This window comes from Mesorhizobium sp. M0058, assembly GCF_040323095.1.
Classification (GTDB): Bacteria; Pseudomonadota; Alphaproteobacteria; order Rhizobiales; family Rhizobiaceae; genus Mesorhizobium.
Genome location: NZ_JAMYUQ010000005.1, coordinates 333,358 through 358,980, shown reverse-complemented (window position 1 = coordinate 358,980; position 25,623 = coordinate 333,358). Strand labels below are relative to the sequence as shown.

Genomic DNA, 25,623 nt, shown 5'->3' with positions numbered 1-25,623 from the left:
GGGATGCCGGCGCCCTGCGGACTCACAGCGCCGGGCGTGTCCCGGCATTCGTGTACCACTGACCACGAGCCGTCTCATAGGCCATACCCGCCCGGAACACGTCGGCGTCGCTATAGGTGCGGCCGACAATCTGGATGCCGGTGGGCACGCCGTTGGCGGCGCGGCCCGACGGCACGGACAGAACCGGGCAGCGGCTCAGCATGTTGAACGGCGTCGTCATCACCCAGCCCAGCGACGGGTTCACCTCTCGTCCATTGATCTCGACCTTGCCTTTGGTCTGATCGAATTCCGCCGGCACTGCGGGAAGCGCATTGGTCGGGCAGATCAGCACATCGTGTTTTTCCAGCAACGGCCCCAGCGTCAGATACATCCTGGCCGCCACGTCCAAGGTCGCGACGAAGTCCGTGGCCTTCGACTTCTGCCCGTCGTTGGCAAACTGCCTGGCATAGCTGGTCATGTCCTTGCCGTGCTTGGCGAGCAGCGGCGACAGCGAGGCGCCGAAGAGATGTTCGAGATAGGCCATGCCGGCCTTGAGCACCTCGTCGCCCCAGCCGAGGTCCACCTCCTCGACGGTGGCGCCGAGCGAGCGGAACACATCGCAGGCAGCGAGCGTGTTCTTGCGCACGTCCGCATCCACCTCGAAGGACCCGAGATCCATGGAGAATGCGATCTTCCAACCCTTGATCGGCTTGTAGTCGAGCGGCAGGCGCAGTTTCGGGCGCAGCGTGGCGATGTCGAGCGGGCTCGGCCCGGCCATGACGTTCTGCAGCAGGATCGCATCCCCGACGTTTCGGGCCAAGGGCCCGGTGTGGCAGTAGAAATCGAGATTGAACGGCGCCTCATCGGGATTGCGGCCGTAAGGCGGCTTGAAACCGACCAGGCCGCAGGCCGAGGCAGGGATGCGGATTGAGCCCGCTATGTCCGAGCCGGTTGCGATCGACGACGTGCCGGAGGCCAGCGTTGCCGCCGAACCGCCCGACGAACCGCCCGGCGTGAAATCCGGGTTCCAGGGGTTGCGCGTGACGCCCCAGCGCTTCGACCAGGTATAACCGGCGCAGCTGAATTCGGGCGTCGCGGTGCGGGCGTGGACGATGCCGCCGGCCTTCATGACACGCTCGTTCATGGTCGAGGTATGGCCGCCAATGGCGTCCCCGGACAGCAGCGAGCCATGCGAGGTCGGCTTGCCCTTGATGTAGCTCTCATCCTTGATGCCGATCGGCAGGCCCTCGAGCGCGCCGGTCCTTGCGCCTCTGGCGTATTTCGCCTCGGCTTTTCTGGCGAGATCCATCGCCTCGTCGAAATGCGTGAAGGTGAGGCAGTTGATCGTCGCCTTGGTTGCCTCGGCGCGGCGGATGGTGGCCTGCATCAGTTCCAGAGGCGACAGTTTCTTCGCCTTGAACAGCCGCAACGCCTCGCTGGCCGGCATGTAGCAAAGGTCGAGATCGGACATAAAAAATCTCCCGCGGCGGCTTTACGGCATCTGGCATTGGGGATGGCCGAGCCGCGATGCGCGGCCCGATGTTGGTCAGCTTCGGCCGGCGGCGCTGCTATTTCTGCAGATCGGTCCAGATCCTGGTGTAGAGCGCCTGGACGTCGGCGGGACAGGCCGACATGAATTGGCCCTTGTCGGCAAATTCGGCCGGAACATCCACTTCGGGCGCGCCCTTCATATCGGCCGGCAGGAAGGGCTCGGAGCCCTTGATGCCATTGGCGTAGTGCGCGAAGGCCGAGATCATCGCTGCATTCCTGGGGTCCATGATGAAATTCTGGAAGAGCTTGGCGTTCTCGACGTTCTTGGCATCCTTGAGCACCGCGACATTGTCCATCCAGATTGGAAAGCCCTCCTTGGGATAGCCGTAGACGATCTTGTCGTTCTCCAGCCGCTCGCGCAGCGATATGCCGTTCCAGTTGACGCCGGCGGCAATGTCGCCCCTGCCGAGACCGTCGACGGCCGCATAGTCGAGCGACAGCCATTTCGCTTTCGCCTCGATGAGCTTGTCATGCACCTTTTTCAAAAGCACCTTGTCGTCGGTGCAGTACTTACCGCCCTCATAGGCAATGGCGAGGAACATGATGTCTCCCATTTCGGGCACGACATTGATCTTGCCCGCGAGTTCCGGCGGCGGATCGAGGAAAATCGCCGAGGTGTTCGGATCGCCCGCATAGACCGATTTGTTGACCGAGATGCCGGTCGTGCCCCATTGCCACGGCACCGAATATTTGCGGCCGGGGTCGAACGGCACGTCGACCCATCTCGGATCGACGTTTCTAAAGTTCTCCATCGTGTTGGGATCGGTTTCCAAGAGCAGGCCTTCGCTGATCCAGATCGGCATCACGCTGGCCGATGGAACGACGATGTCATAGCCGGAAGCGCCCTGGCGGACCTTGGCCAGAGCCGTATCGTTGGAGTCGTAGTCGGTGACGGTAACCTTGACCTTGTAGGTTTCCTCGAACTTCTTGATCAGGTCCGGGCTGGTGTAGTTGCCCCAATTGTAGATTTGGAGTTCGCCCTCGGCGCGGGCAATGCCGGTCATCGCCAGCAGCGACAGGCCGAGCGCCGTGGCGGTCGATTTCAACTGCATGCTTGTGTCTCCCATTGTTGGGACCGGCGGGATTGCGCCTCGAGTCCCTAAGTTCCCTTCGTCCTGGTGATCATTCACCGGCGAATGCCGGCTGACCAACTCGGTATCTCGGGCAACGGTATTAATTACTAAACATACAGTCAATATCTTTTAGCGACACAACTGCATCATCGGCACCGGCAGTGCGCCGGCGAAGCCGACATGATATGGTCAAGGTTGGGCCATTGATGAATTGGGGCAAGCCGTGGCGTGAGCGCCGCAGCCTGCAGGGCTTGGATCACGGTCATGCGCCTTTTTCTGGCGGTCGTGCTGCTGATGACCATGGCGCTCTTCTCCGCTGCGCGCGGCGAAGAGCGGATAGCGCTGGTTGTCGCCAATCCGGCCTCTGAGGGCTCACCGGCAATCGCCAACGCCGACCTCAGTGCCGAACTCGTCGCAGCGACACTACGATCGCTTGGCTTCACCGTCCGGCAGGTGTCGGATGGCGACCGCGCCGATGTCGCGCGCGCCATGCATGATTTCGCCCAATCCCTGGCCAAACCGGACTCCGTCGGCATCTTCTACTATGTCGGCCACACCGCGCAGGCCAACGGCAGGAACTATTTACTGACGCGCGGCACCCGGATCGATTCAAAGGAAACGGTCGACCAGACGGCATTGCCCCTCGATCTGTTCATGCAGGCGCTCGAGGCAACCCCGACATTGAAGGTGGTTCTGCTCGACAATCCCGGCGATGGCCACAACCCTACTTCCGGCGTGATGCAGGGTCTGGCGGCGGTCGATCCCCTCACCCACGCCATCGTCGCTCTGTCGGCCAAACCCGGAACCGTTGCACTGGACGAAGCCCGCCCCGTCACGTATTTGCCGATGCGCTCACCGCTGCGCTGGTCAAGCGCGGCGCGGACATAGCCATCATCCTCGCCTCGGTCAGGCAAACCACTATCGACAAAACGTCAGGCGCCCAGTGGCCATGGATGGCATATGGCCGCTCGGCAGACGCTGCCTTTGTGCTGACGCCGGACCAGGTGGCCGGCGCGGCACCGGCGCTGCCGCTTGTGCCGGAACCGGCACCGCCGGCGATGGCGAGCGGCGGCTACATCTCCGGGAGTGGCGGTTGGGAGCCTGATGGCAGCGACTACGCCGATGGCAGCGGTCAGGAGCCCTACCCCATGGACGTTGCACCGGGCTCCGGCAGTCCCGATGCCGCGATGGGCGACAGCGCCAAGGAGGCGGCGCTCTACGAGGAATACAAACGCCAGGAACAGCAGCGCCAATTGCAGGAAGAGCAGGCTCGGCAACGATACGAAGAGGAAAAGCAACGTCTTGAAGACGCAGCTGTGGCCGCTGCCCAGAACAATCTCGGCGGGACCTATCCGCAGGATGGCGGAGCCACCGGCGCCGAACCGCCCCCCGATAAGGCAGGGATCCCCCCTGAGGACGGCATGACATCGGCCCCGCCACCCGCGACCGGCGCCGAAAGTCCGCCGGAGGCGCAGGCGCCACCGACACCAGCGCCGCCGCCCATCGACCAGGCGCAAAGCCCTCCTTCCGGCGGCGCCCTTCCACAACCCGAGACGGGCGCTGTCGAGGTGGTGCGCCATCCAACCATCGATGCGCCGGATGAGATTGTCGCCGGCGAGACGGTGACCGTTTCGATCGCCCTTACCGAAGAGCAATTCACGCCCGAAGTGAAGGTGAAGGCAGCGCCGGGCTCGTCGGTGACGGAAGATGGCGCCCTGGCCATGGCGATGCCGGCGGGAACCGAGCAATGGCCGATCGATATCGATCTGTTCGCCTCCGGCTTCGATCTCGCTGACGGCGGCAAATGGAGCCGACGGACGACGCTCTACCGCCAGGGCGACAGCGACTTCGTCCGCTTCGACGTCAAGGCGCGGCCGATCGCCAAGGACAGCAAGCCGGCCCAGTTCATCGCGCGCATCTACAGCGCCGGGAGGTTCCTGGGATCGGCATCGCGGTCGGTTATCATTCGCCGCACCGCGCCTGTCGAGGCAGCCGCTCTGAGCGCCACAGCCGAACGCTCCGCAGCACCTGCCATGCTGATGCTGGCCGCAGCGGCGCCGCAGCCGGCGGTAACTGGCAATGTGACGCTCGGCGGCGCAGCCGGCGATGACGTCCCCGATCTCGACGTGACCATCCTCTATGACGATCCGAGCGGGCTGGGTTCGGGGCAGATCATCATCCATTCACCGCATCTGGCCGGTCCGGTGACCGATACGTTCTCGACGCCACCTGAGATGGCGGCATGGCTGGACTCCGAATACCGCCGCCTGCTGCAGCTCGGATTGAGCCTGCGCGGCGCCGTTTCGCTGCAGCAGCCTGCCGCAAGCAGCGATACGGGGGCGCAAAAGCGCTTTGTCACGCTCGCCGCCGAAGGTTTTGGCGATGCGCTCTACCGCGACTATGTGCCGAAACCGTTCAAGGACGTGTTCTGGTCGCTGCGCGGCAAAGGCGAACTCCATTCGATCCAGATCACCTCGAACAGCCCGACGCTGCCCTGGGAATTGATCCGCCCGCGCAGCGCCGACGGCGCCGTCGCCGACGGTTTTCTCGGCATGGGCTACCGGCTGGCGCGCTGGGCTCCGCGCAGCAGTGCCTCACAGGTCGACAACCCGCTCGACCGCATGACCTTCACCGGCGTCGCGGCCGTCGCGCCCTCCTATCTCGACAAGCGCTCGCTGCGCTTTCAGCAGGACGAGATCGCGGCGCTGAGCAAGCTTTACGGCTACCGCCGCTTCGATGGCGATTTCACCTCTTTCGAGAAACTGGTCGGTGAAGTCTCGACCGGTTTCATTCATTTCTCCGGTCATGGCGAGGTCAACCAGCCGAGCAGTGGCCGGCCGGTCTTTGCCATCGATCTCGTCGACCAGTCGCTCGACCCCGATACATGGGCCGCGCTGGTCGCGGCCGCGCATGGCAAGGGCAATCCGTTCTACTTTTTCAACGCCTGCGACACCGGCCGTTCGCAGATGCTCGGCGGCTTCGTGCAGGGCTGGGGTCCGGCGGTGCTGGCGGGCGGCGCTTCCGGCTTCATCGGCGGCATGTGGCCACTGACCGACCGCGCGGCAGCGGCCTTCTCGACCGATTTCTATGGCGGCATCAGCACGCGGATCAAGGACGGGCCGGTCTATCTGGCCGAGATCCTGCAGGATGTCCGCAGAGAATTCTACCGGACCGGCGATCCGACCTATCTCGCCTACACATTCTACGGCAACGCCAATCTGAGGATTGTCGGGCAGTAGGCGACGGATCGTCGTTGGCGGATTGGCTTCGCCTACAATGCGTTTTGCGGGCATGGCACGCCGGCGCCGCCGCAGCGTGAGGCCATCGGCCTGGAGCTCATGTCTTCGGACTGCCGCACAAGCTCCGCAAAGAGAAGGGCGAAACTTCCCATCACAAGGAAGACGATAATCAGGCGTGTCACCGGCAATAGACAGGTCTCGACTGGCTAGCCCCCCAGCCACCCATCCTCTGTCGGCTAACATGATCGATCAGGCTTTACGAGTGCTTAAGCTCGCACTTAACCATCACATTCGCCGTTCCGGCGACATGAAACGCGAGCCGCCGATTTCGTTTCGCCGCGGCCGCAACTGGCCCGGACGATGCCTCCCTTTGCAGATGCGCTTGCCCATGCTACCCCACGCAACCGCCGCCGACCGCCATCGGCCGACCGCCATCGGAATGTCATGAGCAAAGCCAATCTCGCCTTCGTCTCCTCCGACACTGCCGATGCCAAGGCGGCGATGGAGAGCCTGTCGGCCCGCTATGGCCAGGCATCCTTCGACGACGCCCAGGTGGTGGTGGCACTGGGTGGCGACGGCTTCCTGCTGCAGACCTTGCGCGACACGATGAGCACGGGAAAGAAGGTCTACGGCATGAACCGTGGCACCATCGGCTTCCTGATGAACGAGTACCGCGTCGGGGGCCTCACCGAGCGCATCGCGGCCGCCGTCGCCGAAACGATCCGCCCGCTGGAAATGCTGGCGGTGACGCATGAGGGTGAGACGGTTTCGGCACTCGCCATCAACGAGGTGGCGCTGTGGCGTCAGTCCTACCAGACGGCAAAGATCCGCATCACCGTCGACGAGCAGGTCCGCATCGAGGAACTGAACTGCGACGGCGTGATGATCGCGACGCCGGCCGGCTCCACCGCGTACAATCTTTCGGCGCACGGGCCGATCCTGCCGCTGGATGCGCCGTTGCTCGCGCTGACCCCGGTCAGCCCGTTCCGGCCGCGCCGTTGGCGGGGTGCCTTGTTGTCAAACAAGGCGACCGTACGCTTCGATATTCTGGAGTCGGAAAAGCGCCCGGTGAACACCGCCGCCGACCATACCGAGGTCAAGGCGGTGGCTTCCGTGACGGTCCGGGAATCGCCGACTGCGACGGCGACGCTGCTGTTTGATCCCAACCATTCGTGGAACGAACGCATTCTCGCCGAGCAATTTCGCTATTGAGCCGGCGCAAAGAGTGACTACCTAATTAAGCATCGCGATTAAGCTTACGTTTTCACAATCGTGCCAATCCCGCCCGTTTCTGTTGACAAATCGCGGGCTTGCGCCTAATCGCAATACCAATCTTGCAGGCACGCTGTGCTTGCCGCGACGGATGCCGTTGCGCTTCCCCGAACCAGCCAAAGACAGCAACTCTTGTCCTCAGACACCACGACCGCTCCAGAAGCGTTGACCTTTTCAGACCTCGGCCTGTCGCCCAAGGTCCTTTCCGCAGTCACCGATGCGGGCTACACCGTGCCGACGCCGATCCAGGCTGGCGCCATCCCGCATGCCTTGCTCGGCAAGGATATTCTGGGCATAGCACAGACCGGCACCGGCAAGACGGCTTCCTTCGTGCTGCCGATGCTGACCCGCCTCGAAAAAGGCAGGGCCCGTGCCCGCATGCCGCGCACGCTGATCCTCGAGCCGACGCGCGAGCTCGCCGCGCAGGTCGAAGAGAATTTCATCAGATACGGCAAGAACCACAAGCTCAACATCGCGCTGCTGATCGGCGGCGTCTCCTTCGACGAGCAGGACAAGAAGCTGGAGCGCGGCGCCGACGTGCTGATCGCCACGCCCGGCCGTCTGCTCGATCACCGCGAGCGCGGCAAGCTGTTGCTCAACGGCGTCGAGATCCTCGTCATCGACGAGGCCGACCGCATGCTGGACATGGGCTTCATCCCCGACATCGAGCGCATCTGCGAGATGATCCCGTTCACCAGGCAGACGCTGTTCTTCTCAGCGACCATGCCGCCGGAGATCACCAAGCTCACCGAGAAGTTCCTGCATGCGCCGGTGCGCGTCGAGGTGTCCAAGGCGGCATCCGCTGCCACCAACATCATCCAGCGCCTGGTCAAGTCCGGCTCCAAGCCGTGGGACAAGCGCGAGACGCTTCGCAATCTGATAAAGGCCGAAGACGCCGAGCTGAAGAACGCTATCATTTTCTGCAACCGCAAGGTCGAGGTCGCGGAGCTGTTCCGCTCGCTGCTGAAGTATGATTTCGACGCCGGCGCCCTGCATGGCGACATGGACCAGCGCGCCCGCATGCAGATGCTGGCCAATTTCCGCGATGGCAAATTGCGCTATCTCGTGGCGTCCGACGTCGCCGCGCGCGGCCTCGACATTCCCGACGTCAGCCACGTCTTCAACTACGACGTGCCGATCCACGCCGAAGACTATGTCCACCGCATCGGCCGCACCGGCCGCGCCGGACGCTCGGGCAAATCCTTCACCATCGCCACCAAGTCCGACACCAAATACATCGACGCCATCGAGCGGCTGATCGGCAACAAGATCGAGTGGCATGACGGCGACCTGTCGACCGTGGTCGCCAGCGAAGGCGGCGAGGACGAAGCGCCCCGCCGTGGCCGTGGCGCTCCGCGCCGCGCCGGCCGCAAGGACGAGGACCGCAAGGTCCATGATCGCAAGGACGGTGGCGAGCGCAAGCCGCGCGAACGCCATGCCAAGCGCAGCGACGACGCGCCAGCGGCAGATGCCGCGCGCGAGGAACAGCCGGTGGTAGCCGAGGCCGCGGTCGCCGACATCGGCGAACGGCATCAGCGCAAGGAAGCGATCCGCTCCGAAAACAGCGACCGCAAGGTCTCCGATCGCAACAACGAGAACCGCGCCCCGGAACGCGGCGACACAAGGCCGCAGCGCGCCAGCAACAGCCGCCCTGCCCGCGGCAACAACCGCGGTGAAGACAATGACGGCACCGTCGGCTTCGGCGACGACATGCCGGCCTTCATGAAGATCGTCGCCAAGGTCTGATCCCATGAGCCGCGGCGTCCCGAGGACGCGCGGCTTGCCTGGACGCGACGGGGATGTGAGATCTGGAGCCCGCTCCAGGATCAGTCGGCGCCATGCGCGGTAATCGCAAGGACAGGCTCGATCTACCCGATCGCTTCCGGCCTGGAGGGCTTAAATAGCCCGTCGATGCTACAGGCTTTTCAATTCCAGGCGGGATGCCAATAAATCCAAAAATGCCCGAACCTTGGCCGAAGATGACCGGCCTTCCTGCCACAAGGCATGGATCGGCACCGGTGCCGGCTCGAATTCCGTCAAAACCAGTTCGACGAGACCGTCGTCAACCAAATGTGTTATCTGCCACAGAGGCGAGAAGCCCAAACCCAGTCCGTGGATTGCGGCGGCATAGACCGAGGTCATCAGATTGGAGCGAAAAGCGCCTGCGACCTTCACGGTCCGGGGTTTCCCGTCGATCTGAAACGTCCATTCACCTGGACGCTCGTTAGCGGTTCTGATGATGCAACTGTGCTCACTCAGCTGGAAGGGATGGGCCGGCCGGTCGCACCGCGCGAAATAGGAAGGCGCGCCGAACACAACGCGCCGCAACGCTCCCAGGCGTTTGGCTTTCAAGTTGGAATCCGGCAAATCGCCGATGCGTATTGCCAGGTCGAGACCTTCGGCGCCAAGATCGGCAAATCCATCGGAAAGTTGAAGATCGACCTCGACCCGGGGAAATGTCCGCATGTATTCCGCGATGACAGGCATCAGGACGTTCGGGCCAAACAGAACCGGCGCCCCGATGCGCAGGACGCCTGCCGGCTCCGATCGTTGATTGATCGCCTGAAGTCTTGCGTCGTTTATGTCGTCGACCGCGGGTTTGATCCGGTTGAAAAAGGCTGCTCCGACTTCACTCGGTGTCGAGCGACGCGTTGTCCTGTGGATCAGCTCGACGCCGACTGATTGCTCCAGTGCCGCCAGGGACCGGCTGACCGACTGCAGCGAGCGGTTCAGCCGATGTGCGGCAGTCGTCAGACTTCCATGCTCGACGATCGCGATGAAAGCCTCGAAATCGTCCATCCGGCTCATGCATTCTCCCGACATTCGACATAATATATCGCAAAAACGGGTAATTGTAACGACACTTGCGACGTCGTACCTCTGCAAGTTGTCCCGCGAGGACAGGCTTGATGGAAGGAAATCGTCATGCAAGTAGCCAATCCAACTGTTCTGGTCGTTGGTGCCACAGGCCGAGTTGCGGGACTTGTCGTGCCTGAACTTGTCCGCCGCAATGCCAATGTTCGAGCGCTCGTTCGCGACCCTGCGAATGCCGAAAAGGCCCGGAAGCTAGGGGCATCCGAGGTTGCGACAGGAGATTTGCGAAATCGTCAGAGCCTCGAAAGGGCGGTCGAGGGCGTCGACGGCGTCTTTCACATTGGGCCGGCTTTTGCTCCCGATGAAGCAGCCATGGGCGTTGCCATGGTTGAGGCCGCCACGCGAGCAGGAGTTCGAAAGTTCGTCTTCTCGTCGGTGATCCAGCCTACCAATACGCGACTGAAGAACCATGCCAGCAAGGTGCCTGTCGAGGCTGCTCTCTACTCGACGACGATGGAATATACGATTCTGCACCCTGCCAATTTCATGCAGAACCTCGCAGCGGCCTGGCCGTCCGTCGTTGAACATGGTGTTTTCTCGGAACCGTTTCCAAAGACGGCGAAGCTGGCCCGCGTCGACTACCGCGACGTCGCTGAGGTGGCGGCGATCGCCCTAACCGAAGCGCGATTGTCCTACGCGACCCTCGATCTGTGCGCTGACGGCATGCACAGCCGGGAAGACATCGTTGCGATGATGAGTGAGGAACTTGGCCGACCCATCTCTTCTGGTGAGCCGACATTTGGCGAGTGGGCGGCCGAGGCACGCCTTCCCTACAATGACCGCCAAATGCAGGTGCTGGCCAAAATATACGCCCACTATGCCCACTATGGCCTTGGCGGAAACAGTCTGACATTGCGCGCCGCCCTGGGCCGCGAACCGCGTTCGTTGCGCGGCTTTATTCGGAACCTGGCCCAGCAAATGGCGCAGGCCGCCTGACTGCGCCCAGCCGCGCATACTTTCACTTTTCGAGAAGGAGATAGGTGATGCGACCGTCATCCCACAAGGTTTTGAAATCGAGAAAGCTACCGGCCTCTTACAATGCGCTGGTGATGCCATTCGTTCTTTCCATCCTGATGTCGTGCATTGTTTCCGCGGTAGCGACGCTGATCAATGCGGGCTGGACAACCGGTTTCGTGGCGACCTGGCCGTATGCATGGGGAGCATCATGGCTAGTGGGCTTTCCAAGTCTGCTGCTGGTCTTGCCGATCGTGCGCCGTATCGTTGCGGCAATTGTCGATCAGCCGACCTCGTAGGCCTTGATTACAGGGGCCGATATGCCAAGCAAAACGGCCCTTGCGGGCCGCTTCTACCTTCGACTGACGGCTCGCAGCGCCATTGTCGGGTTCCGCGACCAGATACCTGTCTTCATGCGGGCAGCCTTCATGCGCGCCAGCCCTCATGCCGATCGTCCTCCGAGCCTGATCCCGAGCGCCCTCAAATGGCAGCCGGCCGGCTTGCACTCTTGGCAAGCTCCTATCCTGGCCCGTCCGTCACATCGGGCCGGGCATCATCTTGGTCGGTTTTTCCAGCATCGGAAACTCTGCCTTGCTGCATTTCACGTTCGGGTTGGTCGGACTGAACATGCCGTTCGGATTGTCTCTGAACAGCCAGGCATGAAGGTCGTAGTGGACGAACTCCCTCGGAATGAGCGGATAGTGCCCTTCCATCGGTCCCATGAAGGTCTGGCCAAATAGTTTTGGAGGTTCCTTGGTGTCTGGCGTCAGGGGCATCAGCCATTCCACGCCAACCAATTTCAAGCCTTTCTTGGTCGGCTCGTAGATCAGCACATTGGGGCGCATCGGATCGAGTTTCTGACCGACACTCGGAACGTTGACGAAATGGATGCCCATAGCGCCCTTCGGATAGTCCAGTGCGCCCTCGATCCTGTCCCCGCTGTAATAGACACACCCGACAGTCGACAGATAAAGGTCGCGGACGGCGACCGTGTAGTCCTCATATTTGGCGAGCGATTTCTTCAAAGCTTCGATGTCGGCTTTGTTGGCGTCCTCGGCTCGAGCCGTGGCGGCTGCGCACCAAGCTGAGACCAGACCTGTCAAAATGAGGACGCCGCAACGCCCAAGACGAGCTGTTCTTGTCATGCATTCCTCCCAGATTTCCTTATCTGGCCGTGCAGGACCGGGGCCGACTAAGTGACTGCGCGGCCGTTTGTATCGCCCCATCCCCTCTGGAACCGCACCAATGCTAATCCCTTCCAAGGTCTCCGGAAAGGGATTATTAGAAATCTCTAATGCATTAGACCTTTTGGCGGACCACAGGAGCCCAAAAAGAAAGCGGCCCTTGCGGGGCCGCCTTCGCGTTTCGATGCCGACCTGATCAGGTCAGCGGCGAAAGCTGGATCTCGACGCGCCGGTTCTGCGCACGGCCGGCCGCCGTTCCATTGGACGCGATCGGACGGGTCTTGCCGAAACCGGTGACGGCGAAGCGGCGCGAATCGACACCTTGGCCCGAGAGATAGTTGGCGACCGCCAATGCACGGCGCTGCGACAGATCGAAATTGTGTTCGTCGCCGCCGGTCGAATCGGTGTGGCCGAACACGTCGACCGTGGTCTGCTTGAACTTCTTCAGCACCAGCGCAACCGAGTTCAGCACCTGGTAGAAGCCAGGCTTCACCGCATCCTGGTCGACGTTGAAAGTAATGTCGGACGGCATGTTGAGGATGATCTGGTCGCCGGTGCGGGTGACGCTGACGCCGGTGCCTTCGAGCTGGCGGCGCAGTTCAGCCTCGTTCTGGTCCATGGTCGCGCCGATGGCGCCGCCGGCCAGCGCGCCGATACCGGCGCCGATCAGCGCGTTGCGGCGGTCATTGCCGCCGGCAAGCAGGCCGAGGCCCGCGCCCGCCAGGGCACCAAGGCCGGCGCCGGCTGCGGTGTTCGAAACCTTCTGCTCGCCGGTGTACGGATCGGTCGTGGTGCAGGCACTCACCAGCACAGCCGTCGCAACGGCGACGAGCACAGTCTTTTTCATAGAATCGTCCCTCTCCAAAGCGCGGCCTTTGCGCTCGCGCATATAAGCCCTTCTCGGGTCTTGTAACATGAAATGCGGCGAAAAACCGAGCGGCGAAAGCGGCTTTTCCCCGCTCGCGCCACTCTTCCGCTTCGGTGGCTGGTGCTGGCCTACCAGAGGTTCTTGCCGTCAATGACGACCACCTCGACCTTATCGAGGTCGAAATCGTCGAACAGCCGCGAATTGACTGATATCTTGGGATTGTCGAAGTCCGGTTTGCCGGTTGACCAGTCCGGCGTTTCGGTGAAGGTGCCGCAGCCGCAAATGGCGCAAAACCCGTGTTTGACGGTCTTCGATCCCCATTGATAGAAGGAAACGTTTTCCGGCGAGCTGGTGAGCTTGAATTGCGACGGAACGTAGTAAGCCCACAGCGAACCGCGCTTGGAGCAGAACGAGCAGGTGCATTGTGTTACCGTCTCGGGCGCCTGCGAAACCTCGAACGTCGTCGCCTTACAATGACAGCTGGCCTTGATGGTCATGAAAAGCTTTCCTCTCCGTTGCCGCCACCCATGCGGCAAGGCACCATAAAGGAAGGCTCCTGACAACTGTCTGTCAGCAGGCTCTGATCGATCGAGCCGAGCGGCGCTCTGGCCGAAGCGGACCCGTCGTCACCTCCCAATCGTCGTCACCTGCCGATATAGGCGGCCAGTTCGTCCGGCGTCCCGTTTGGGAAAGCCTGTTTCAGAAAATCCAGGAACGCCGACACGCGCGCGCTGAGCAGCCGCCGCGACGGGTAGAGCGTCCATAGAGAAATTTCGGGGCCGTCGATATCCCCCCAATTCACCAGTGTGCCGTCAGCCAGGTCGTGGGCCACCAACGAAATGGGAAGCCGTCCTGCGCCGATGCCGGCTCGCACCGCATCCCGGACCATGATGAGCGTCGACAAGGCGAGGACCGGCTCGATTCTAAGTGTTGCCCGGCCACCTGGTGTCTTCACCTGCCATGTTTGCCGCTCGCCTGTCCCGCGCGCAACGCCAGGAGCGGCGAGCCCATCGGCCGGGCGAGGAAGGTCCGGGCTCGCCACAACGACCAGGCGGTCGCGGAGAAACGCCCGTCCGACCAGGCTTTCATCGGGATCCGGATTGACCCGGATTACCAGATCGTAGCCTTCCTCGATCATATCGACATGCCGGTCTTCGGTGGTCACTTCAAGCCTCACCTCAGGATACCTCAGGGCAAATCCCGCAGCGATCCTCCCCATTGCAGTCTGCGAAAAATGCAAAGGCGCGCTGATCCGCAATCTGCCCTTGGGTCTCTGACCGCCCGAGGCAATCGCCGATGCCGTCTCGTCCAGCTCGGCAAGCAACGCCCCCGTCCGCTCGAAGAGCGCCCGTCCTTCTTCGGTCAGCTTCAGGTTACGCGCACCCCGTTCGAACAGACGCAGATCGAGACTGCTTTCCAATTCGCCAACGCGCCGGGACAACGTTGCCTTGGGCCGGCCGGTGGACCTTGCCGCTTTGCCGAAGCCGCCATGGCGAGCCACGAGGTTAAAATCGGCAAGGGCTAAAAGATCCATGACTGTCCCACCAGTGAGACGACGTGTCTAAAATTGCCGTCTACTGGGCTCTTTTTGAGCCACACATATTGGGACTGTCAAGCAACCCAATAGGAGAAATTCCATGACCATTCTCGTTACCGGCGCCACCGGCAATATCGGCCGCCAAGTCGTCGAACAGCTCGCCAAGCGCGGCGCCGATGTGCGTGCTCTCGTGCGCGATCCGTCGAAAGCCAGTTTTCCGGCAGGCGTATCGGTCGTGCAAGGCGACTTTCTCGATGTCGATTCGCTGCGCAAAGCCATGTCTGGCGTTTCCACGCTGTTTCTCTTGAACGCCGTGGTGCCGGACGAATTCACCCAGGCTTTGATCGCCTTGAACGTCGCCCGATCGGCCGGCATCGAGCGGATCGTCTATCTCTCGGTGATCCACGCTGACGTCTATGTGAACGTGCCGCATTTCGCGGGTAAGTTCGGCGTCGAGCGAATGATCGAGCAGATGGACTTCAAAGCTACGATCTTGCGCCCGGCCTACTTCATCCAGAACGATCTGACGGTCGAAGACGTCATCACCGGCTACGGCACCTACCCAATGCCGATCGGCCCCAAGGGTCTCGCCATGATCGATGCCCGCGATATCGCCGAGATCGCCGCTCTTGAGCTGCTGCGTCGCGAACGGTCCAAGGAGCCGCTTGCGTTCGAGAGGATCAACCTCGTCGGTCCGCAGACATTGACCGGGACGGACATTGCCGCAATCTGGTCAGACGTACTCGCCCGCCCGATCAGCTACAGCGGCGACAATACGGAGGGTTTTGAGCAAAATCTCAAGCAGTTCCTGCCCGCCTGGATGGCCTACGACATGCGCCTGATGGGCGAGCGCTTCTTCACCGACGGGATGCTGCCCGAGGCCGGCGACGTCGAGCGCCTGACGGCACTTCTGGGTCGCCCACTGCGGCCGTATCGCGACTTCGCCTCAGCACTCGCTGCTGCCGTCTGACGCAAGCGCCTTCAGCACCAAGGTCCGATGAGAACTGCCAACAGAACTCAGTAGGAACGCGGTGGCACGAACAGGCAGATCGTCTTGCCTGCGTCGAGGCCGGCCTGGTGCGCGCACCAGTGGAAATCGCCGTCGGGTGAGTCCTTGACCCGCTTGTCGCTCATCGGAACGACCTCCCCCGTTCCGGCGATGACATAGCCCTCCGGCTTTTCCAGCACCTCGCCGGTATGGGTGGTGCGGCAGTCGTAGTTTGCACAGCAGGCGAAGGGATAACTCCAGCCTTGCGGCTTCGCCGCCGTGGGCTTGGCGTCATGGGCGAAGGCGGGTGCGGTCAGCACCGCCATCGCAAGCATCGCGATGGCAAAGATCGGGGTCACGAACATTGAAAACAGGAGTCGGCCAGCCGGTTGAACGGCTCTGGCCGATCGGAGAGTGGCAGCAGACATGGAAGCGTTCCTTTCAAACGAGCATCAAGCGTTTCGCTTGCCCGTTCCCGGAACGTGTCTTCCCAGTGGCCGGATCGTCAGGTCGCAGATATGCCGCGTCCGGCCATAAATGCTTTTTCTCTTCCAGCCCTCGGATGCTGGGCTGATTCCTTGGCCGGCGCAAGAAGTTGCTGCGCGAGGCCGCACATCTACGCCGCTATCTGCAACCGCTGACGAGATCCAAGGCCAGGCTCAAATCCCGGCAGACGGGCAACGAAACAACGGGATTGGCCGTATGTGGTTCCAGCCTATACGTCGCCTGGACCGGCGATCACATGCCCTTCATATTGCGGCAAGTCGTCGGCGATGGTGAACCATGGCGCTTTGGAGCCGACGAAGATGTGCGCGGTCGGCCGGATCGTCGGATCGTCGACCAGCGTGCCCATGGCGACATGGACATAGGCGCCGTCGCGGACCAGCGAATACAGCAACGAGCCGCAGCGGCTGCAATGCGCATCGTGGCCGCTGTCATCGCCGAAATGGATGAGCCCGTGATGCCCTTCGGCAAGGGCAAGTTTCTCGCGCTCGATGCCGGCGAAGGGCTTGAAGGCGGAACCTGTGGTGCGCCGGCAGTTCGAACAATGGCAGTTGGCGGCATAGACGAACTCGTCCGCCACTTCATACTGGACCGCGCCGCAAAAGCATTTGCCGGTGAGCCTGCGAGTCATGGTTCCTCCTTCGCTCCCCCGCCCAGGGATGTTCTTATTCAAGTCAGCCGAGTCGAAAGTGGCGGAAGCGCAGGAATCAGCCATTCGCAGGCCGGCCTCACCTGAATATGGACATATCCTAGTCGAGGTCGGCCACGGCTTCACCGGCACCGCCCTCGATGCGCTGCGACAACGAAGCTTCCATGAAGTCGTCGAGGTCGCCGTCGAGCACGCTCGACGGGCTGGTGCTCTCGACGCCGGTGCGCAGGTCCTTCACCAACTGGTAGGGCTGCAGCACATAGGAACGGATCTGGTGACCCCAGCCGATGTCGCTCTTCGACGCTTCTGTGGCATTGGCCACCGCTTCGCGCTTCTTCAGCTCTTCCTCGTAAAGGCGCGAGCGCAGCATTTCCCAGGCCTTCGCCTTGTTCTTGTGCTGCGAGCGTTCGGCCTGGCAGGCAACCGCGATGCCGGTGGCGATATGGGTGATGCGAACCGCCGAGTCCGTGGTGTTGACGTGCTGGCCGCCCGAACCGGATGAGCGGTAGGTGTCGATGCGTACATCCGATTCCGAGACGTCGATCTCGATCCTGTCATCGACGACCGGGTAGACCCAGACGCTGGAGAAGGACGTGTGGCGGCGCGCATTGCTGTCATAGGGTGAAATGCGGACCAGGCGATGAACGCCCGACTCGGTCTTCAGCCAGCCATAGGCATTGTGGCCCTTGATCAGGAGCGTGGCGGACTTGATGCCGGCCTCTTCGCCGTCATGGACTTCCAGCACTTCGACCTTGAAACGGCGACGCTCGGCCCAGCGCGTGTACATGCGCAGAAGCATCGAGGCCCAGTCCTGGCTCTCGGTGCCGCCGGCGCCGGCATGGACTTCGAGATAGGTGTCGTTGGCGTCGGCCTCGCCCGACAGCAGCGTCTCGACCTGGCGGGCCTTGGCCTCGCCCTGCATCGAGCGGAGGGCTGCTTCCGCCTCGGCGATCACGCTCTGGTCGCCCTCTTCCTCACCCAGTTCGATCAGGCCGATATTGTCTTCCAGCGCCTGAGTCAGGCTTTTGACGCCGGCGATCCCGTCTTCGAGGCCCTGGCGCTCGCGCATCAGCTTCTGCGCTTCCAGCGGATCATTCCAGAGGCTGGAATCCTCGGCGCGCACGTTCAGGTATTCAAGCCGTTTTATGGCCTGATCCCAGTCAAAGATGCCTCCTCAGCAGGGTGATCGCCTGCCTGATCTCGTCGACAATATTCTGCGTTTCCGCGCGCATGGCTGGTTGTTCTGTCCTGTTTTCGAAGTGGCGCTTGGGTCGGCGCGATACATAGGCACGGCATTGCTGCCTGTAAAGCGAAATGGGCCGGCTCAACAAGCCAGCCCATTCAGCTTAAGAAATCAGGTCGTCAGTAAAGCCCGCCGCCGGGTGCCTGGATGGCTTCCGTAGCCTGCGGCGATAGCGGTCCGCCGGCGCCGTTGGACCCGTCGGCGCCCATGCCGATCACCCAATAGCTGTCGGCCGGGCCGGTGCCGGGCTTGAAGGCTTCGATGATGGTGCCGGGATCGTCCGACGCGGCACGCATGCCGGTCTTGCGGTTGATCGCGACCAGGTTCATGCCTTCCGGCACCTTGAAGTCGACATTGGGCGTGCCGTCCAGCGCAACGCGCATGAAGTCCTTGAAGATAGGCGCCGCCAGACCACCGCCGGTGGCGCCATGGCCGAGACCGCGCGGCGTGTCGTAACCCATGTAGAGGCCGACGACGAGGTTCGGCGTATAGCCGATGAACCAGGCGTCTTTCTCGTCATTGGTCGTTCCGGTCTTGCCGGCGATGTGGCGGCCAAGCTCGGCGATGGTGGCGCCGGTGCCGCGCTGGACCACGCCTTCCATCATCGAGGTGATCTGGTAGGCGGTCATCGGATCGAGCACCTGCTCGGAATTGTCGACCAGTTCCGGTTCGGGCTGGTTGTTCCATTCGGGCGCATTGCAGCCTTCGCAGCCGCGCTCGTCCTGCTTGAACACGGTCTTGCCGTAGCGGTCCTGGATGCGGTCGATGAGCGAGGGTTTGATCGACTTGCCGCCATTGGCCATGATCGAATAGGCCGACACCATGCGCATCACCGTCGTCTCGCCGGAGCCCAGCGCCATAGGCAGATACGGCGCCAGATGGTCGTAGACGCCGAACCTCTCGGCATATTCCACCACCAGCTTCATGCCCATGTCGTTGGCGAGCCGCACCGTCATCAAATTGCGCGACTTTTCGATGCCGGAGCGCAAGGTCGCGGGACCGGCCACCGTGCCGTCATAGTTCTTCGGCGTCCAGGTCGTGGTGCCGCTCTGGATGGTGATCGGTCCGTCCATGATCACAGAGGCCGGCGTATAGCCATTGTCGAGCGCGGCCGAATAGACGATCGGCTTGAAGGACGATCCCGGCTGGCGCATCGCCTGCGTGGCGCGGTTGAACTCCGACTGAGCATAGGAGAAGCCGCCGACCATGGCCAGCACGCGGCCGGTATGTGGATCCATGGCGATCAGGCCGCCCTCCACTTCCGGCACCTGGCGCAACGTGTAGGCGCCTTCCGACCCTTCGTTCTTCTGCACGAAGATGACGTCGCCGGGCTGCAGTACATCGGCCGGAGACTTGGCCTTGACCGTCTTGCCATCGACCACATGGCGCATGGCAAAGCTCATGTCTTCCTTGCTGACGGCGCCTTCGACGCGTTCCTTGACGATATCGCCCGAAATCTGCCGCGTCGGCTGCAGGCCGATGGAAAGGCCGGTCGCCGAGCTGTCGAGCACGACGGCAAGCGACCATTCCGGCACGTCTTCCAGCCCCTTGACGTTGCCCAGCGCCACGCCCCAGTCGCCGGAAGCATCGATATGCGTCACCGGTCCGCGATAGCCGCGCAGCGTGTCGTATTTGAGCAAGCCGTTCTGCATCGACTTGCGGGCGATGAGCTGGATCTTCGGATCGAGCGTCGTGCGCACCGAAAGGCCGCCCTCATAGAGCGCGTTCTCGCCATAGCGCGAGATGATCTGGCGGCGCACTTCCTCGGTGAAATATTCACCCGCAAACAGATAGGAGCCATTGCGACGCGGCGTCACGCCGAGCGGCTCGACCTTTGCCTTGTCGCCTTCCTCGCGCGTCACGTAGCCGTTCTCGACCATCTGGTCGATGACCCAGTTGCGGCGCTCGATGGCGCGGTCGGCATGCTTGAAGGGATGGTAGTTGTTGGGCCCCTTCGGCAACGACGCCAGATAGGCGGCTTCCGCGACGGTGAGTTCGTTGACCGACTTGTCGAAATAGGTCAGTGCCGCGCCCGCAACGCCATAGGCGCCGAAACCGAAGAAGATTTCGTTGAGATAGAGCTCAAGGATGCGGTCCTTTGAATAAGCCTGCTCGATGCGGAAGGCCAGGATCATCTCCTTGATCTTGCGCTCGTAGGTCTGGTCCGAGGACAAGAGGAAGTTCTTCGCCACCTGCTGGGTGATGGTCGAGGCGCCGACCTGGCGCCTGCCCGAACCCAGATTCTGCAGGTTGACGTAGATGGCGCGGCCAAGCCCGGTGATGTCGATGCCGGGATGGTTGTAGAAATTCTTGTCCTCGGCCGACAGGAACGCCGCCTTGACCCGGTCCGGAACCGCCTGGATCGGCAGATAGAGCCGCCGTTCGCGCGCATATTCGGCCATCAGCGAGCCGTCGGAAGCATGGATGCGGGTCGTCACCGGCGGCTCGTACTTGGCCAGAACCTCGTAGTCGGGCAGGTCTTTCGACAGATGGCTGATGTATATCGCCACGCCCGCGGCGACGATAAGCGCCAGCGTCGTGCCGATACCAAAGAAATAGCCGATAAGACGAATCATGCCCGCTCCAGTCCGAGGTCCGGGAATTTCCTAGACGAAGCCGCCTTTCGCGCAAGCCTTCGCAACTGTCCCGATCCGTGATGGAAAACCCATGTCGCCACCATGTGGGCAAAATACGGCAGTGCCCGGTTTAGGCATCCCCCACCTGAAATAAAAGCGCCTGGTGTTGTCGTCGTGCAACGCTGCCTCCGGTCGTGGGCGGCGGCGACCATCTCAGCCTCCGGTTCCCGTTCCCATCTTGGCGGAGGCAAACAGGGCGACGGCGTTGGTGATGCTCTGCGCCGCCTTGCCGCGCCAGTCGGCGTCGAGCAGTTGCGCTTCATCCTTGGCGTTGGAGAGATAGCCAAGTTCCACCAGCACCGACGGCACATCGGGCGCTTTCAGCACTTTGAAGCCGGCCGAACGCTGCGGATTATTGATCAGGCCAACGCTGGTGGACAACTGGCCGACCAGAGTGTGGGCAAAGCTCATCGAGAAATTATGCGTCTCGCGGCGGATCAGGTCGATCAGTATGTCGGTGACTTCCTTGTTGTCGTCCTTGATCACCATGCCGGCGAACTGGTCGGAGAGGTTTTCACGGTCGGCAAGCGCCTGCGCTTGCGGATCGGACGCCTTGTCGGAGACGGTATAGACGGTGGCGCCTCTGATACCCTTGACGCTGATCGTGTCGGCATGGATCGAGATCAAAAGGTCGGCCTCGTGCTGCCGGGCGATGCGCACGCGGTCATCGAGCCGCAGGAACTCGTCGGTATCGCGCGTCATGAACACGTCGTAGTTGGCGACGGCGGCGAGTTTGTCGCGCAATTCGGTGGCGAAGGCCAGCGTCACGTTTTTCTCGATGGTGCCGTTGAGGCCTTCGGCGCCACCGTCGATGCCGCCATGGCCGGGATCGATGACGATGGTGAAGCGATGCCCGGGATTGGAGATCGGCCCTGTGCCGACCCTGGAGCCCTTGTCGGTGGAGACGGTCGAGCCGGTGGTCAGCGCCTGGTTGGCAAGGGCTTCGTCGAACTCGCGGTCGGAGGCTGCCGACATGTCGATGGCGATGCGATAGCCTGCGCCGTCCTCGTTCTTGAGCACCTCGAGCTTGTCGACCGAGAACGGCCCCTTGCCGGTCAGGATCAGCCGCGATCCCTCGCCCTGATCGCCATAACGCACCGCTTTGACCAGGCCGCGGGCCTTGGCGTCCTTCGCGCCAATGGCGAATCGGGTGCGCGGCAGGTCCACGACCAGCCGGTTGGGGCCGCGCAGCAGGAACCATTTGATGTCGGGCTCGCGGTCGAAATCGATGACGATGCGCATCTTGGTTGCGTCGCCGGCCATCTTGTAGGCGGTGGCGCCGAGTGGCGCATCGGCGGCGCGTGAAACCGGCGCAAAAGCAAGGCAAAGCGCCAGCAGCAACAGCACACCGGCAGCGCGCAGGAAACGGCCTGCACGGCCATGGCCCTTGTCTGTGATGCCCGCCAGTCCCATTTCTTTGCAGTCGCTCCCGATTTGGCGCTTGCGCCCGCGTGGTTGGTCGAAATGCCGGTCAGGCCGCAGACTCGATTAACGATTGGTATCCAGAGAAGGTTAACCAAGCCTTTTCATTGAGGATTAAGGCCTGTGCTTCCGTTACGGCACTGCTTTTCGCCGGCATCCGAAATCGGGGTTGCCTTCCACCCCGTCAAATCATAAAAGCGATGGTGGATCACTGCAATCCTGGAACCGCTTCTCCCGCAGCTTCCTGCTACAGGTCAGATGAAAGGCGGCTCCTTTCGCTCCAGCGAAAAGGCTTCAGGTGATCGCGACGAATTTCGCAGGTGTGCGCCCGTGGCGGGGGAATCGCCTGCGTGAGGAAAACGGCCGGGTTTGTTCCCGTGCCGGCTCTGTATGAGCAAACAAGCTGGTCCGGTTCGTCCGGGCTTTGGTTCAAAAGGTTCTGCTGGTGACGATGGCTTCAAGCGCAATCATGGAAAGGTCCGCATCAAACCGCGCCATTGTGGCTGCGGGCGGCACCGCCATGGCGCTCAAGCGGCGTCCGGCGGACATTCAGACATCCGGCACCCACATCCCAGACACGCAGCAGCGGGCTTTGCCTCGCAAGCTGCGGCTGACGGCTGCCGGGAGGAAACGAAATAATGCCCAACAAAATGCTGATAGACGCCTCCCACCCGGAGGAAACACGCGTTGTCGTTATCCGCGGTAACCGTATTGAAGAATTCGACTTTGAATCTCAGGACAAGAAGCAGCTCAAAGGAAACATCTATCTCGCCCGCGTAACGCGCGTCGAACCTTCCCTTCAGGCAGCCTTTGTCGAATATGGCGGCAACCGTCACGGTTTCCTCGCCTTCAGTGAAATTCACCCCGACTATTACCAGATCCCGGTCGCCGATCGTCAGGCTTTGCTGCGCGCTGAAGCGCAGGAAGCCGAGGACGAGGAGAACGAGGACAATGACGGCGACGACCGCCAGAGTCGCGATCGCGGCCGGCGCGGCCGCCGGCGCGGCGGCAAGGGTCGTGAGCGCGGCGAACACAAGCGCGACGCCGGCGCCGATGATGAAAACGGCGAACATGGCGATGCCGGCAGCGATGCCGTCTCCGAAGCGCCTGCTTCCGAGCATGCCGCGGCCAATACCGCCGGGCATGACGATCATGCCGGGCATGGCGACAGCGAAGCCTCCGACGCCGAGACATCCGGGACCGAACCGTCGGAAGGCGGCCCGACATCGATCGCGGCAAGCGTCGAAGCGGATGTGATCTCCGAAGCTGTCCCTGCGGCGGAGCCGGGTGACGAAAGGTCGTCCAGCGAGGCAAGTGGCGAAGCCACCTCCGAGGACAATGATCGCGGCATGCTGGAAGAGGTGCAGTCCTCGCATCCGGACGACCACGAGATCGAATCCGTAGGCGCCGAGGATGCGCTGGAAGAGGTGCGCAGCCGCCGCAAGCCGGTGCGCCGCCAGTACAAGATTCAGGAAGTCATCAAGCGCCGGCAGATCCTGCTGGTGCAGGTGGTCAAGGAAGAGCGCGGCAACAAGGGCGCTGCACTCACCACCTATCTGTCGCTTGCCGGCCGCTATTCCGTGCTGATGCCCAACACCGCACGCGGCGGCGGCATTTCGCGCAAGATCACCAGTGCGGTCGACCGCAAGCGCCTCAAGGAGGTCGTTGCCGATCTCGAAGTGCCGCAGGGCATGGGCGTCATCCTGCGCACCGCCGGCGAAAGCCGCACCAAGGCGGAAATCAAGCGCGACTACGAATATCTGATGCGGCTTTGGGAAAACGTCCGCAATCTGACGCTGCAATCCACCGCCCCTGCCCTCGTCTATGAGGAAGGCAGCCTGATCAAGCGCTCGGTGCGCGACCTCTACAACAAGGATATTGACGAGATTCTTGTCTCCGGCGAGGAAGGCTACCGCGAGGCCAAGGATTTCATGCGCATGCTGATGCCGAGCCACGCCAAGGTGGTTCAGCCGTTCCGCGACACGACGCCGATCTTCGTGCGCAACGGGATCGAGGCGCAGCTCGACCGCATGCTGCAGCCGCAGGTGACGCTGAAGAGCGGCGGCTACATCATCATCAACCAGACCGAGGCGCTGGTCGCCATCGACGTCAATTCGGGCCGCTCCACCAAGGAGCACTCGATCGAGGACACCGCTCTCCACACCAACCTTGAAGCGGCGGAAGAAGTCGCCAGGCAATTAAGGCTGCGCGATCTCGCCGGCCTGATCGTCATCGACTTCATCGACATGGAGGAGAACCGCAACAACCGCTCCGTCGAGAAGCGGCTGAAGGATCACCTCAAGAACGACCGAGCCCGCATCCAAGTCGGCCGCATCTCGCATTTCGGCCTGATGGAGATGTCGCGCCAGCGCATCCGCGCCAGCGTGCTGGAATCAACCATGAAGCCGTGCCCTCATTGCGGCGGCACTGGCCATGTGCGCTCCGATTCGTCGGTGGCGCTGATGGTGGTGCGGGCGATCGAGGAATTCCTGCTCAAGGATTCGCGCAGCCACATCACGGTGCGGACCCCGGCGGCGACCGCTCTCTATGTGCTCAACCACAAGCGCGGCACGCTGGTGGAACTCGAAAGCCGCTTTGGCCTGACCATCACCGTCGAGGCCGATGATACGGTCGGTGTGCAGCACTACGCGATCTTCCGCGGCGCCATTGCCGAAAAGCCGGAAGGCTTTGTCGAAGCGCGAACCTTCCCGGCCTATGTCGAGCCGGAAGAGCCCGAGGACGAGATCGTCATCGAGGAGGAAGACGACGAGGTTGTGGTACAGGCCGAGCAGCCGCGCCAGGCGCAGCCGCAATCGCAGCAGCAGCAGCCGAGATCGGCTGAGGACGGCGAAGGCCGCGACCGCAAGCGTCGCAAGCGCCGCAGGCGGCGCGGCGGCAAGGATCGCGAACGCGAACATGGCGATCGCGAGCATGGCGCCGAAGGTGCTTCGGTTTCGGCGGCAAGCGACGACTTTGCCGCTGAACCAGGCGATGACGATGCAACACAGCAAGACGAAGCCCAGGTTGGCGCCGTCGAAACGGTGGAAGCATCAGATGACGCCCAGGGCAAGAAGCGCCGTCGCGGCAAGCGCGGCGGCAAGCGCAATCGTCGCGAAGACGGCACGGAGACCGAAGCCGGCGAAACCGCCTCGGTGGCCGAGGCCGCTGAAGTCGGAACGGCCGCAAGCGAGCCCGTAGCAGCCGTAGCGGTTGAAGAAGCGGCGGCTCCCGCCGCGGCGAACGACGACGCTCCAGCCGAAAAGCCGAAGAAGAAGCGCGCTTCAAGGGCAAAGAAGGCTGTGGTGGAAGTCGCCGATGAGACGGCGGCCGAGGCTGCACCGGAAGCTGCCGTCGAAGCTGCCGCCCCCGCTGCGGCCGATGCCGCCACGGAAACGACCGTCGACGACGAGCCCGCCAAGGCTCGCCCGTCACGGCGCAAAGCCGTGGCCGCGGATACCTCCGCGGTGCCGGTGGTTTCCTCCAGCGTTGCCGACGAGGCAAAGGCCGAGGAAAAGCCGAAGCGCGCCGGCTGGTGGCAGCGGAAGGGCTTTTTCTAAGCTATTCAGCCGATTAAGATAGGTTCCTGACAAAAATCCCGCGCCGTTCAAACCACGGCGCGGGATTTTTGCATGCACGAATGACGGAAGGCG

At 62.5% G+C, this 25,623-nt stretch carries 20 protein-coding genes; 8 read left to right on the top strand and 12 right to left on the bottom strand.

Annotated features, from left to right (window positions below; all coding sequences use genetic code 11):
• Nucleotides 1–22: 22 nt before the first annotated feature.
• Nucleotides 23–1,450, bottom strand: coding sequence for an amidase (locus NKJ75_RS11170; RefSeq protein ID WP_352499658.1), 1,428 nt, complete (start codon nt 1,448–1,450; stop codon nt 23–25).
• Between the two features lie 97 nt (nt 1,451–1,547).
• Entirely contained in the window at nt 1,548–2,582 is a 1,035-nt protein-coding gene (locus tag NKJ75_RS11165; protein ID WP_352499657.1) for an extracellular solute-binding protein, read from the bottom strand.
• 285 nt (nt 2,583–2,867) lie between these two features.
• Between NKJ75_RS11165 and NKJ75_RS11160 the strand changes: the two genes are divergently transcribed.
• The 4 genes from NKJ75_RS11160 (at nt 2,868) to NKJ75_RS11145 (ending at nt 8,860) form a co-directional block, all read left to right on the top strand.
• Nucleotides 2,868–3,491: a caspase family protein gene (locus NKJ75_RS11160; RefSeq protein WP_352499656.1), complete on the top strand. Its 624-nt coding sequence runs from the start codon at nt 2,868–2,870 to the stop codon at nt 3,489–3,491.
• 65 nt (nt 3,492–3,556) lie between these two features.
• Nucleotides 3,557–5,842: a CHAT domain-containing protein gene (locus NKJ75_RS11155; protein WP_352499655.1), complete on the top strand. Its 2,286-nt coding sequence runs from the start codon at nt 3,557–3,559 to the stop codon at nt 5,840–5,842.
• 444 nt (nt 5,843–6,286) lie between these two features.
• Nucleotides 6,287–7,054, top strand: a complete 768-nt coding sequence (locus NKJ75_RS11150) for an NAD kinase (protein ID WP_023667464.1) — start codon at nt 6,287–6,289, stop codon at nt 7,052–7,054.
• Nucleotides 7,055–7,246: 192 nt separating this feature from the next.
• Nucleotides 7,247–8,860 carry a DEAD/DEAH box helicase gene (locus NKJ75_RS11145; RefSeq protein ID WP_352499654.1) on the top strand — a complete coding sequence of 538 codons (1,614 nt, stop codon included), beginning with the start codon at nt 7,247–7,249 and terminating at the stop codon, nt 8,858–8,860.
• A gap of 168 nt (nt 8,861–9,028) precedes the next feature.
• Here NKJ75_RS11145 and NKJ75_RS11140 read toward each other — a convergent pair whose 3' ends face one another.
• The gene (locus NKJ75_RS11140; protein ID WP_023833715.1) at nt 9,029–9,922 is read right to left on the bottom strand and encodes a LysR family transcriptional regulator; all 894 of its coding nucleotides are present in this window, start codon (nt 9,920–9,922) and stop codon (nt 9,029–9,031) included.
• 117 nt (nt 9,923–10,039) lie between these two features.
• Here NKJ75_RS11140 and NKJ75_RS11135 point away from each other — a divergent pair, with 117 nt between their 5' ends.
• Complete coding sequence (locus NKJ75_RS11135; protein ID WP_023702467.1) at nt 10,040–10,924, top strand: NmrA/HSCARG family protein; 885 nt, start codon at nt 10,040–10,042, stop codon at nt 10,922–10,924.
• Between the two features lie 47 nt (nt 10,925–10,971).
• Nucleotides 10,972–11,241, top strand: coding sequence for a DUF2798 domain-containing protein (locus tag NKJ75_RS11130; protein ID WP_023667468.1), 270 nt, complete (start codon nt 10,972–10,974; stop codon nt 11,239–11,241).
• Between the two features lie 237 nt (nt 11,242–11,478).
• Here the strand turns inward: NKJ75_RS11130 and NKJ75_RS11125 are convergent, their stop codons facing one another.
• The 4 genes from NKJ75_RS11125 to NKJ75_RS11110 all read right to left on the bottom strand — a co-directional run bounded on the left by NKJ75_RS11125 (nt 11,479) and on the right by NKJ75_RS11110 (nt 14,528).
• Complete coding sequence (locus tag NKJ75_RS11125) at nt 11,479–12,087, bottom strand: hypothetical protein (RefSeq protein ID WP_352499671.1); 609 nt, start codon at nt 12,085–12,087, stop codon at nt 11,479–11,481.
• Between the two features lie 235 nt (nt 12,088–12,322).
• Nucleotides 12,323–12,973 carry a YiaD family glycine zipper/OmpA-like lipoprotein gene (locus tag NKJ75_RS11120; RefSeq protein WP_023667470.1) on the bottom strand — a complete coding sequence of 217 codons (651 nt, stop codon included), beginning with the start codon at nt 12,971–12,973 and terminating at the stop codon, nt 12,323–12,325.
• Between the two features lie 149 nt (nt 12,974–13,122).
• The gene (locus NKJ75_RS11115; RefSeq protein WP_023667471.1) at nt 13,123–13,491 is read right to left on the bottom strand and encodes a GFA family protein; all 369 of its coding nucleotides are present in this window, start codon (nt 13,489–13,491) and stop codon (nt 13,123–13,125) included.
• Between the two features lie 146 nt (nt 13,492–13,637).
• Nucleotides 13,638–14,528, bottom strand: a complete 891-nt coding sequence (locus NKJ75_RS11110; RefSeq protein ID WP_023681487.1) for a LysR family transcriptional regulator — start codon at nt 14,526–14,528, stop codon at nt 13,638–13,640.
• Between the two features lie 103 nt (nt 14,529–14,631).
• On the opposite strand from NKJ75_RS11110, the gene NKJ75_RS11105 reads away from it, so the two are divergent.
• Nucleotides 14,632–15,501 (top strand): NmrA/HSCARG family protein, encoded by an 870-nt coding sequence (locus NKJ75_RS11105; protein ID WP_023833717.1) that lies wholly within the window; start codon nt 14,632–14,634, stop codon nt 15,499–15,501.
• 47 nt (nt 15,502–15,548) lie between these two features.
• Here NKJ75_RS11105 and NKJ75_RS11100 read toward each other — a convergent pair whose 3' ends face one another.
• The 5 genes from NKJ75_RS11100 to NKJ75_RS11080 all read right to left on the bottom strand — a co-directional run bounded on the left by NKJ75_RS11100 (nt 15,549) and on the right by NKJ75_RS11080 (nt 21,964).
• The gene (locus tag NKJ75_RS11100; protein ID WP_023729805.1) at nt 15,549–15,947 is read right to left on the bottom strand and encodes a hypothetical protein; all 399 of its coding nucleotides are present in this window, start codon (nt 15,945–15,947) and stop codon (nt 15,549–15,551) included.
• Nucleotides 15,948–16,234: 287 nt separating this feature from the next.
• Complete coding sequence (locus NKJ75_RS11095) at nt 16,235–16,654, bottom strand: GFA family protein (protein ID WP_023691227.1); 420 nt, start codon at nt 16,652–16,654, stop codon at nt 16,235–16,237.
• A 118-nt stretch (nt 16,655–16,772) separates the two neighbouring features.
• Nucleotides 16,773–17,904 (bottom strand): peptide chain release factor 2 gene (gene prfB, locus NKJ75_RS11090; protein ID WP_155922402.1). Its coding sequence is split into 2 segments (ribosomal slippage): nt 16,773–17,837 and nt 17,839–17,904, totalling 1,131 coding nucleotides; the frame shifts between segments, so codons are not numbered across the junction.
• A gap of 130 nt (nt 17,905–18,034) precedes the next feature.
• Entirely contained in the window at nt 18,035–20,491 is a 2,457-nt protein-coding gene (locus tag NKJ75_RS11085; protein ID WP_352499653.1) for a penicillin-binding protein 1A, read from the bottom strand.
• Between the two features lie 213 nt (nt 20,492–20,704).
• Nucleotides 20,705–21,964: an N-acetylmuramoyl-L-alanine amidase gene (locus NKJ75_RS11080; RefSeq protein WP_023738932.1), complete on the bottom strand. Its 1,260-nt coding sequence runs from the start codon at nt 21,962–21,964 to the stop codon at nt 20,705–20,707.
• A gap of 647 nt (nt 21,965–22,611) precedes the next feature.
• On the opposite strand from NKJ75_RS11080, the gene NKJ75_RS11075 reads away from it, so the two are divergent.
• Entirely contained in the window at nt 22,612–25,530 is a 2,919-nt protein-coding gene (locus NKJ75_RS11075) for a ribonuclease E/G (RefSeq protein ID WP_023691224.1), read from the top strand.
• Nucleotides 25,531–25,623 lie beyond the last annotated feature (93 nt).

What these genes read in the sequence shown, in the direction of transcription:
- NKJ75_RS11170 (WP_352499658.1), bottom strand. Translation starts at nt 1,450, where the DNA reads ATGTCCGATCTCGACCTTTGCTACATGCCGGCCAGCGAGGCGTTGCGG.
- NKJ75_RS11165 (WP_352499657.1), bottom strand. Translation starts at nt 2,582, where the DNA reads ATGCAGTTGAAATCGACCGCCACGGCGCTCGGCCTGTCGCTGCTGGCG.
- NKJ75_RS11160 (WP_352499656.1), top strand. Translation starts at nt 2,868, where the DNA reads ATGCGCCTTTTTCTGGCGGTCGTGCTGCTGATGACCATGGCGCTCTTC.
- NKJ75_RS11155 (WP_352499655.1), top strand. Translation starts at nt 3,557, where the DNA reads ATGGCATATGGCCGCTCGGCAGACGCTGCCTTTGTGCTGACGCCGGAC.
- NKJ75_RS11150 (WP_023667464.1), top strand. Translation starts at nt 6,287, where the DNA reads ATGAGCAAAGCCAATCTCGCCTTCGTCTCCTCCGACACTGCCGATGCC.
- NKJ75_RS11140 (WP_023833715.1), bottom strand. Translation starts at nt 9,922, where the DNA reads ATGAGCCGGATGGACGATTTCGAGGCTTTCATCGCGATCGTCGAGCAT.
- NKJ75_RS11135 (WP_023702467.1), top strand. Translation starts at nt 10,040, where the DNA reads ATGCAAGTAGCCAATCCAACTGTTCTGGTCGTTGGTGCCACAGGCCGA.
- NKJ75_RS11130 (WP_023667468.1), top strand. Translation starts at nt 10,972, where the DNA reads ATGCGACCGTCATCCCACAAGGTTTTGAAATCGAGAAAGCTACCGGCC.
- NKJ75_RS11125 (WP_352499671.1), bottom strand. Translation starts at nt 12,087, where the DNA reads ATGACAAGAACAGCTCGTCTTGGGCGTTGCGGCGTCCTCATTTTGACA.
- NKJ75_RS11120 (WP_023667470.1), bottom strand. Translation starts at nt 12,973, where the DNA reads ATGAAAAAGACTGTGCTCGTCGCCGTTGCGACGGCTGTGCTGGTGAGT.
- NKJ75_RS11115 (WP_023667471.1), bottom strand. Translation starts at nt 13,491, where the DNA reads ATGACCATCAAGGCCAGCTGTCATTGTAAGGCGACGACGTTCGAGGTT.
- NKJ75_RS11110 (WP_023681487.1), bottom strand. Translation starts at nt 14,528, where the DNA reads ATGGATCTTTTAGCCCTTGCCGATTTTAACCTCGTGGCTCGCCATGGC.
- NKJ75_RS11105 (WP_023833717.1), top strand. Translation starts at nt 14,632, where the DNA reads ATGACCATTCTCGTTACCGGCGCCACCGGCAATATCGGCCGCCAAGTC.
- NKJ75_RS11100 (WP_023729805.1), bottom strand. Translation starts at nt 15,947, where the DNA reads ATGTCTGCTGCCACTCTCCGATCGGCCAGAGCCGTTCAACCGGCTGGC.
- NKJ75_RS11095 (WP_023691227.1), bottom strand. Translation starts at nt 16,654, where the DNA reads ATGACTCGCAGGCTCACCGGCAAATGCTTTTGCGGCGCGGTCCAGTAT.
- NKJ75_RS11085 (WP_352499653.1), bottom strand. Translation starts at nt 20,491, where the DNA reads ATGATTCGTCTTATCGGCTATTTCTTTGGTATCGGCACGACGCTGGCG.
- NKJ75_RS11080 (WP_023738932.1), bottom strand. Translation starts at nt 21,964, where the DNA reads ATGGGACTGGCGGGCATCACAGACAAGGGCCATGGCCGTGCAGGCCGT.
- NKJ75_RS11075 (WP_023691224.1), top strand. Translation starts at nt 22,612, where the DNA reads ATGCCCAACAAAATGCTGATAGACGCCTCCCACCCGGAGGAAACACGC.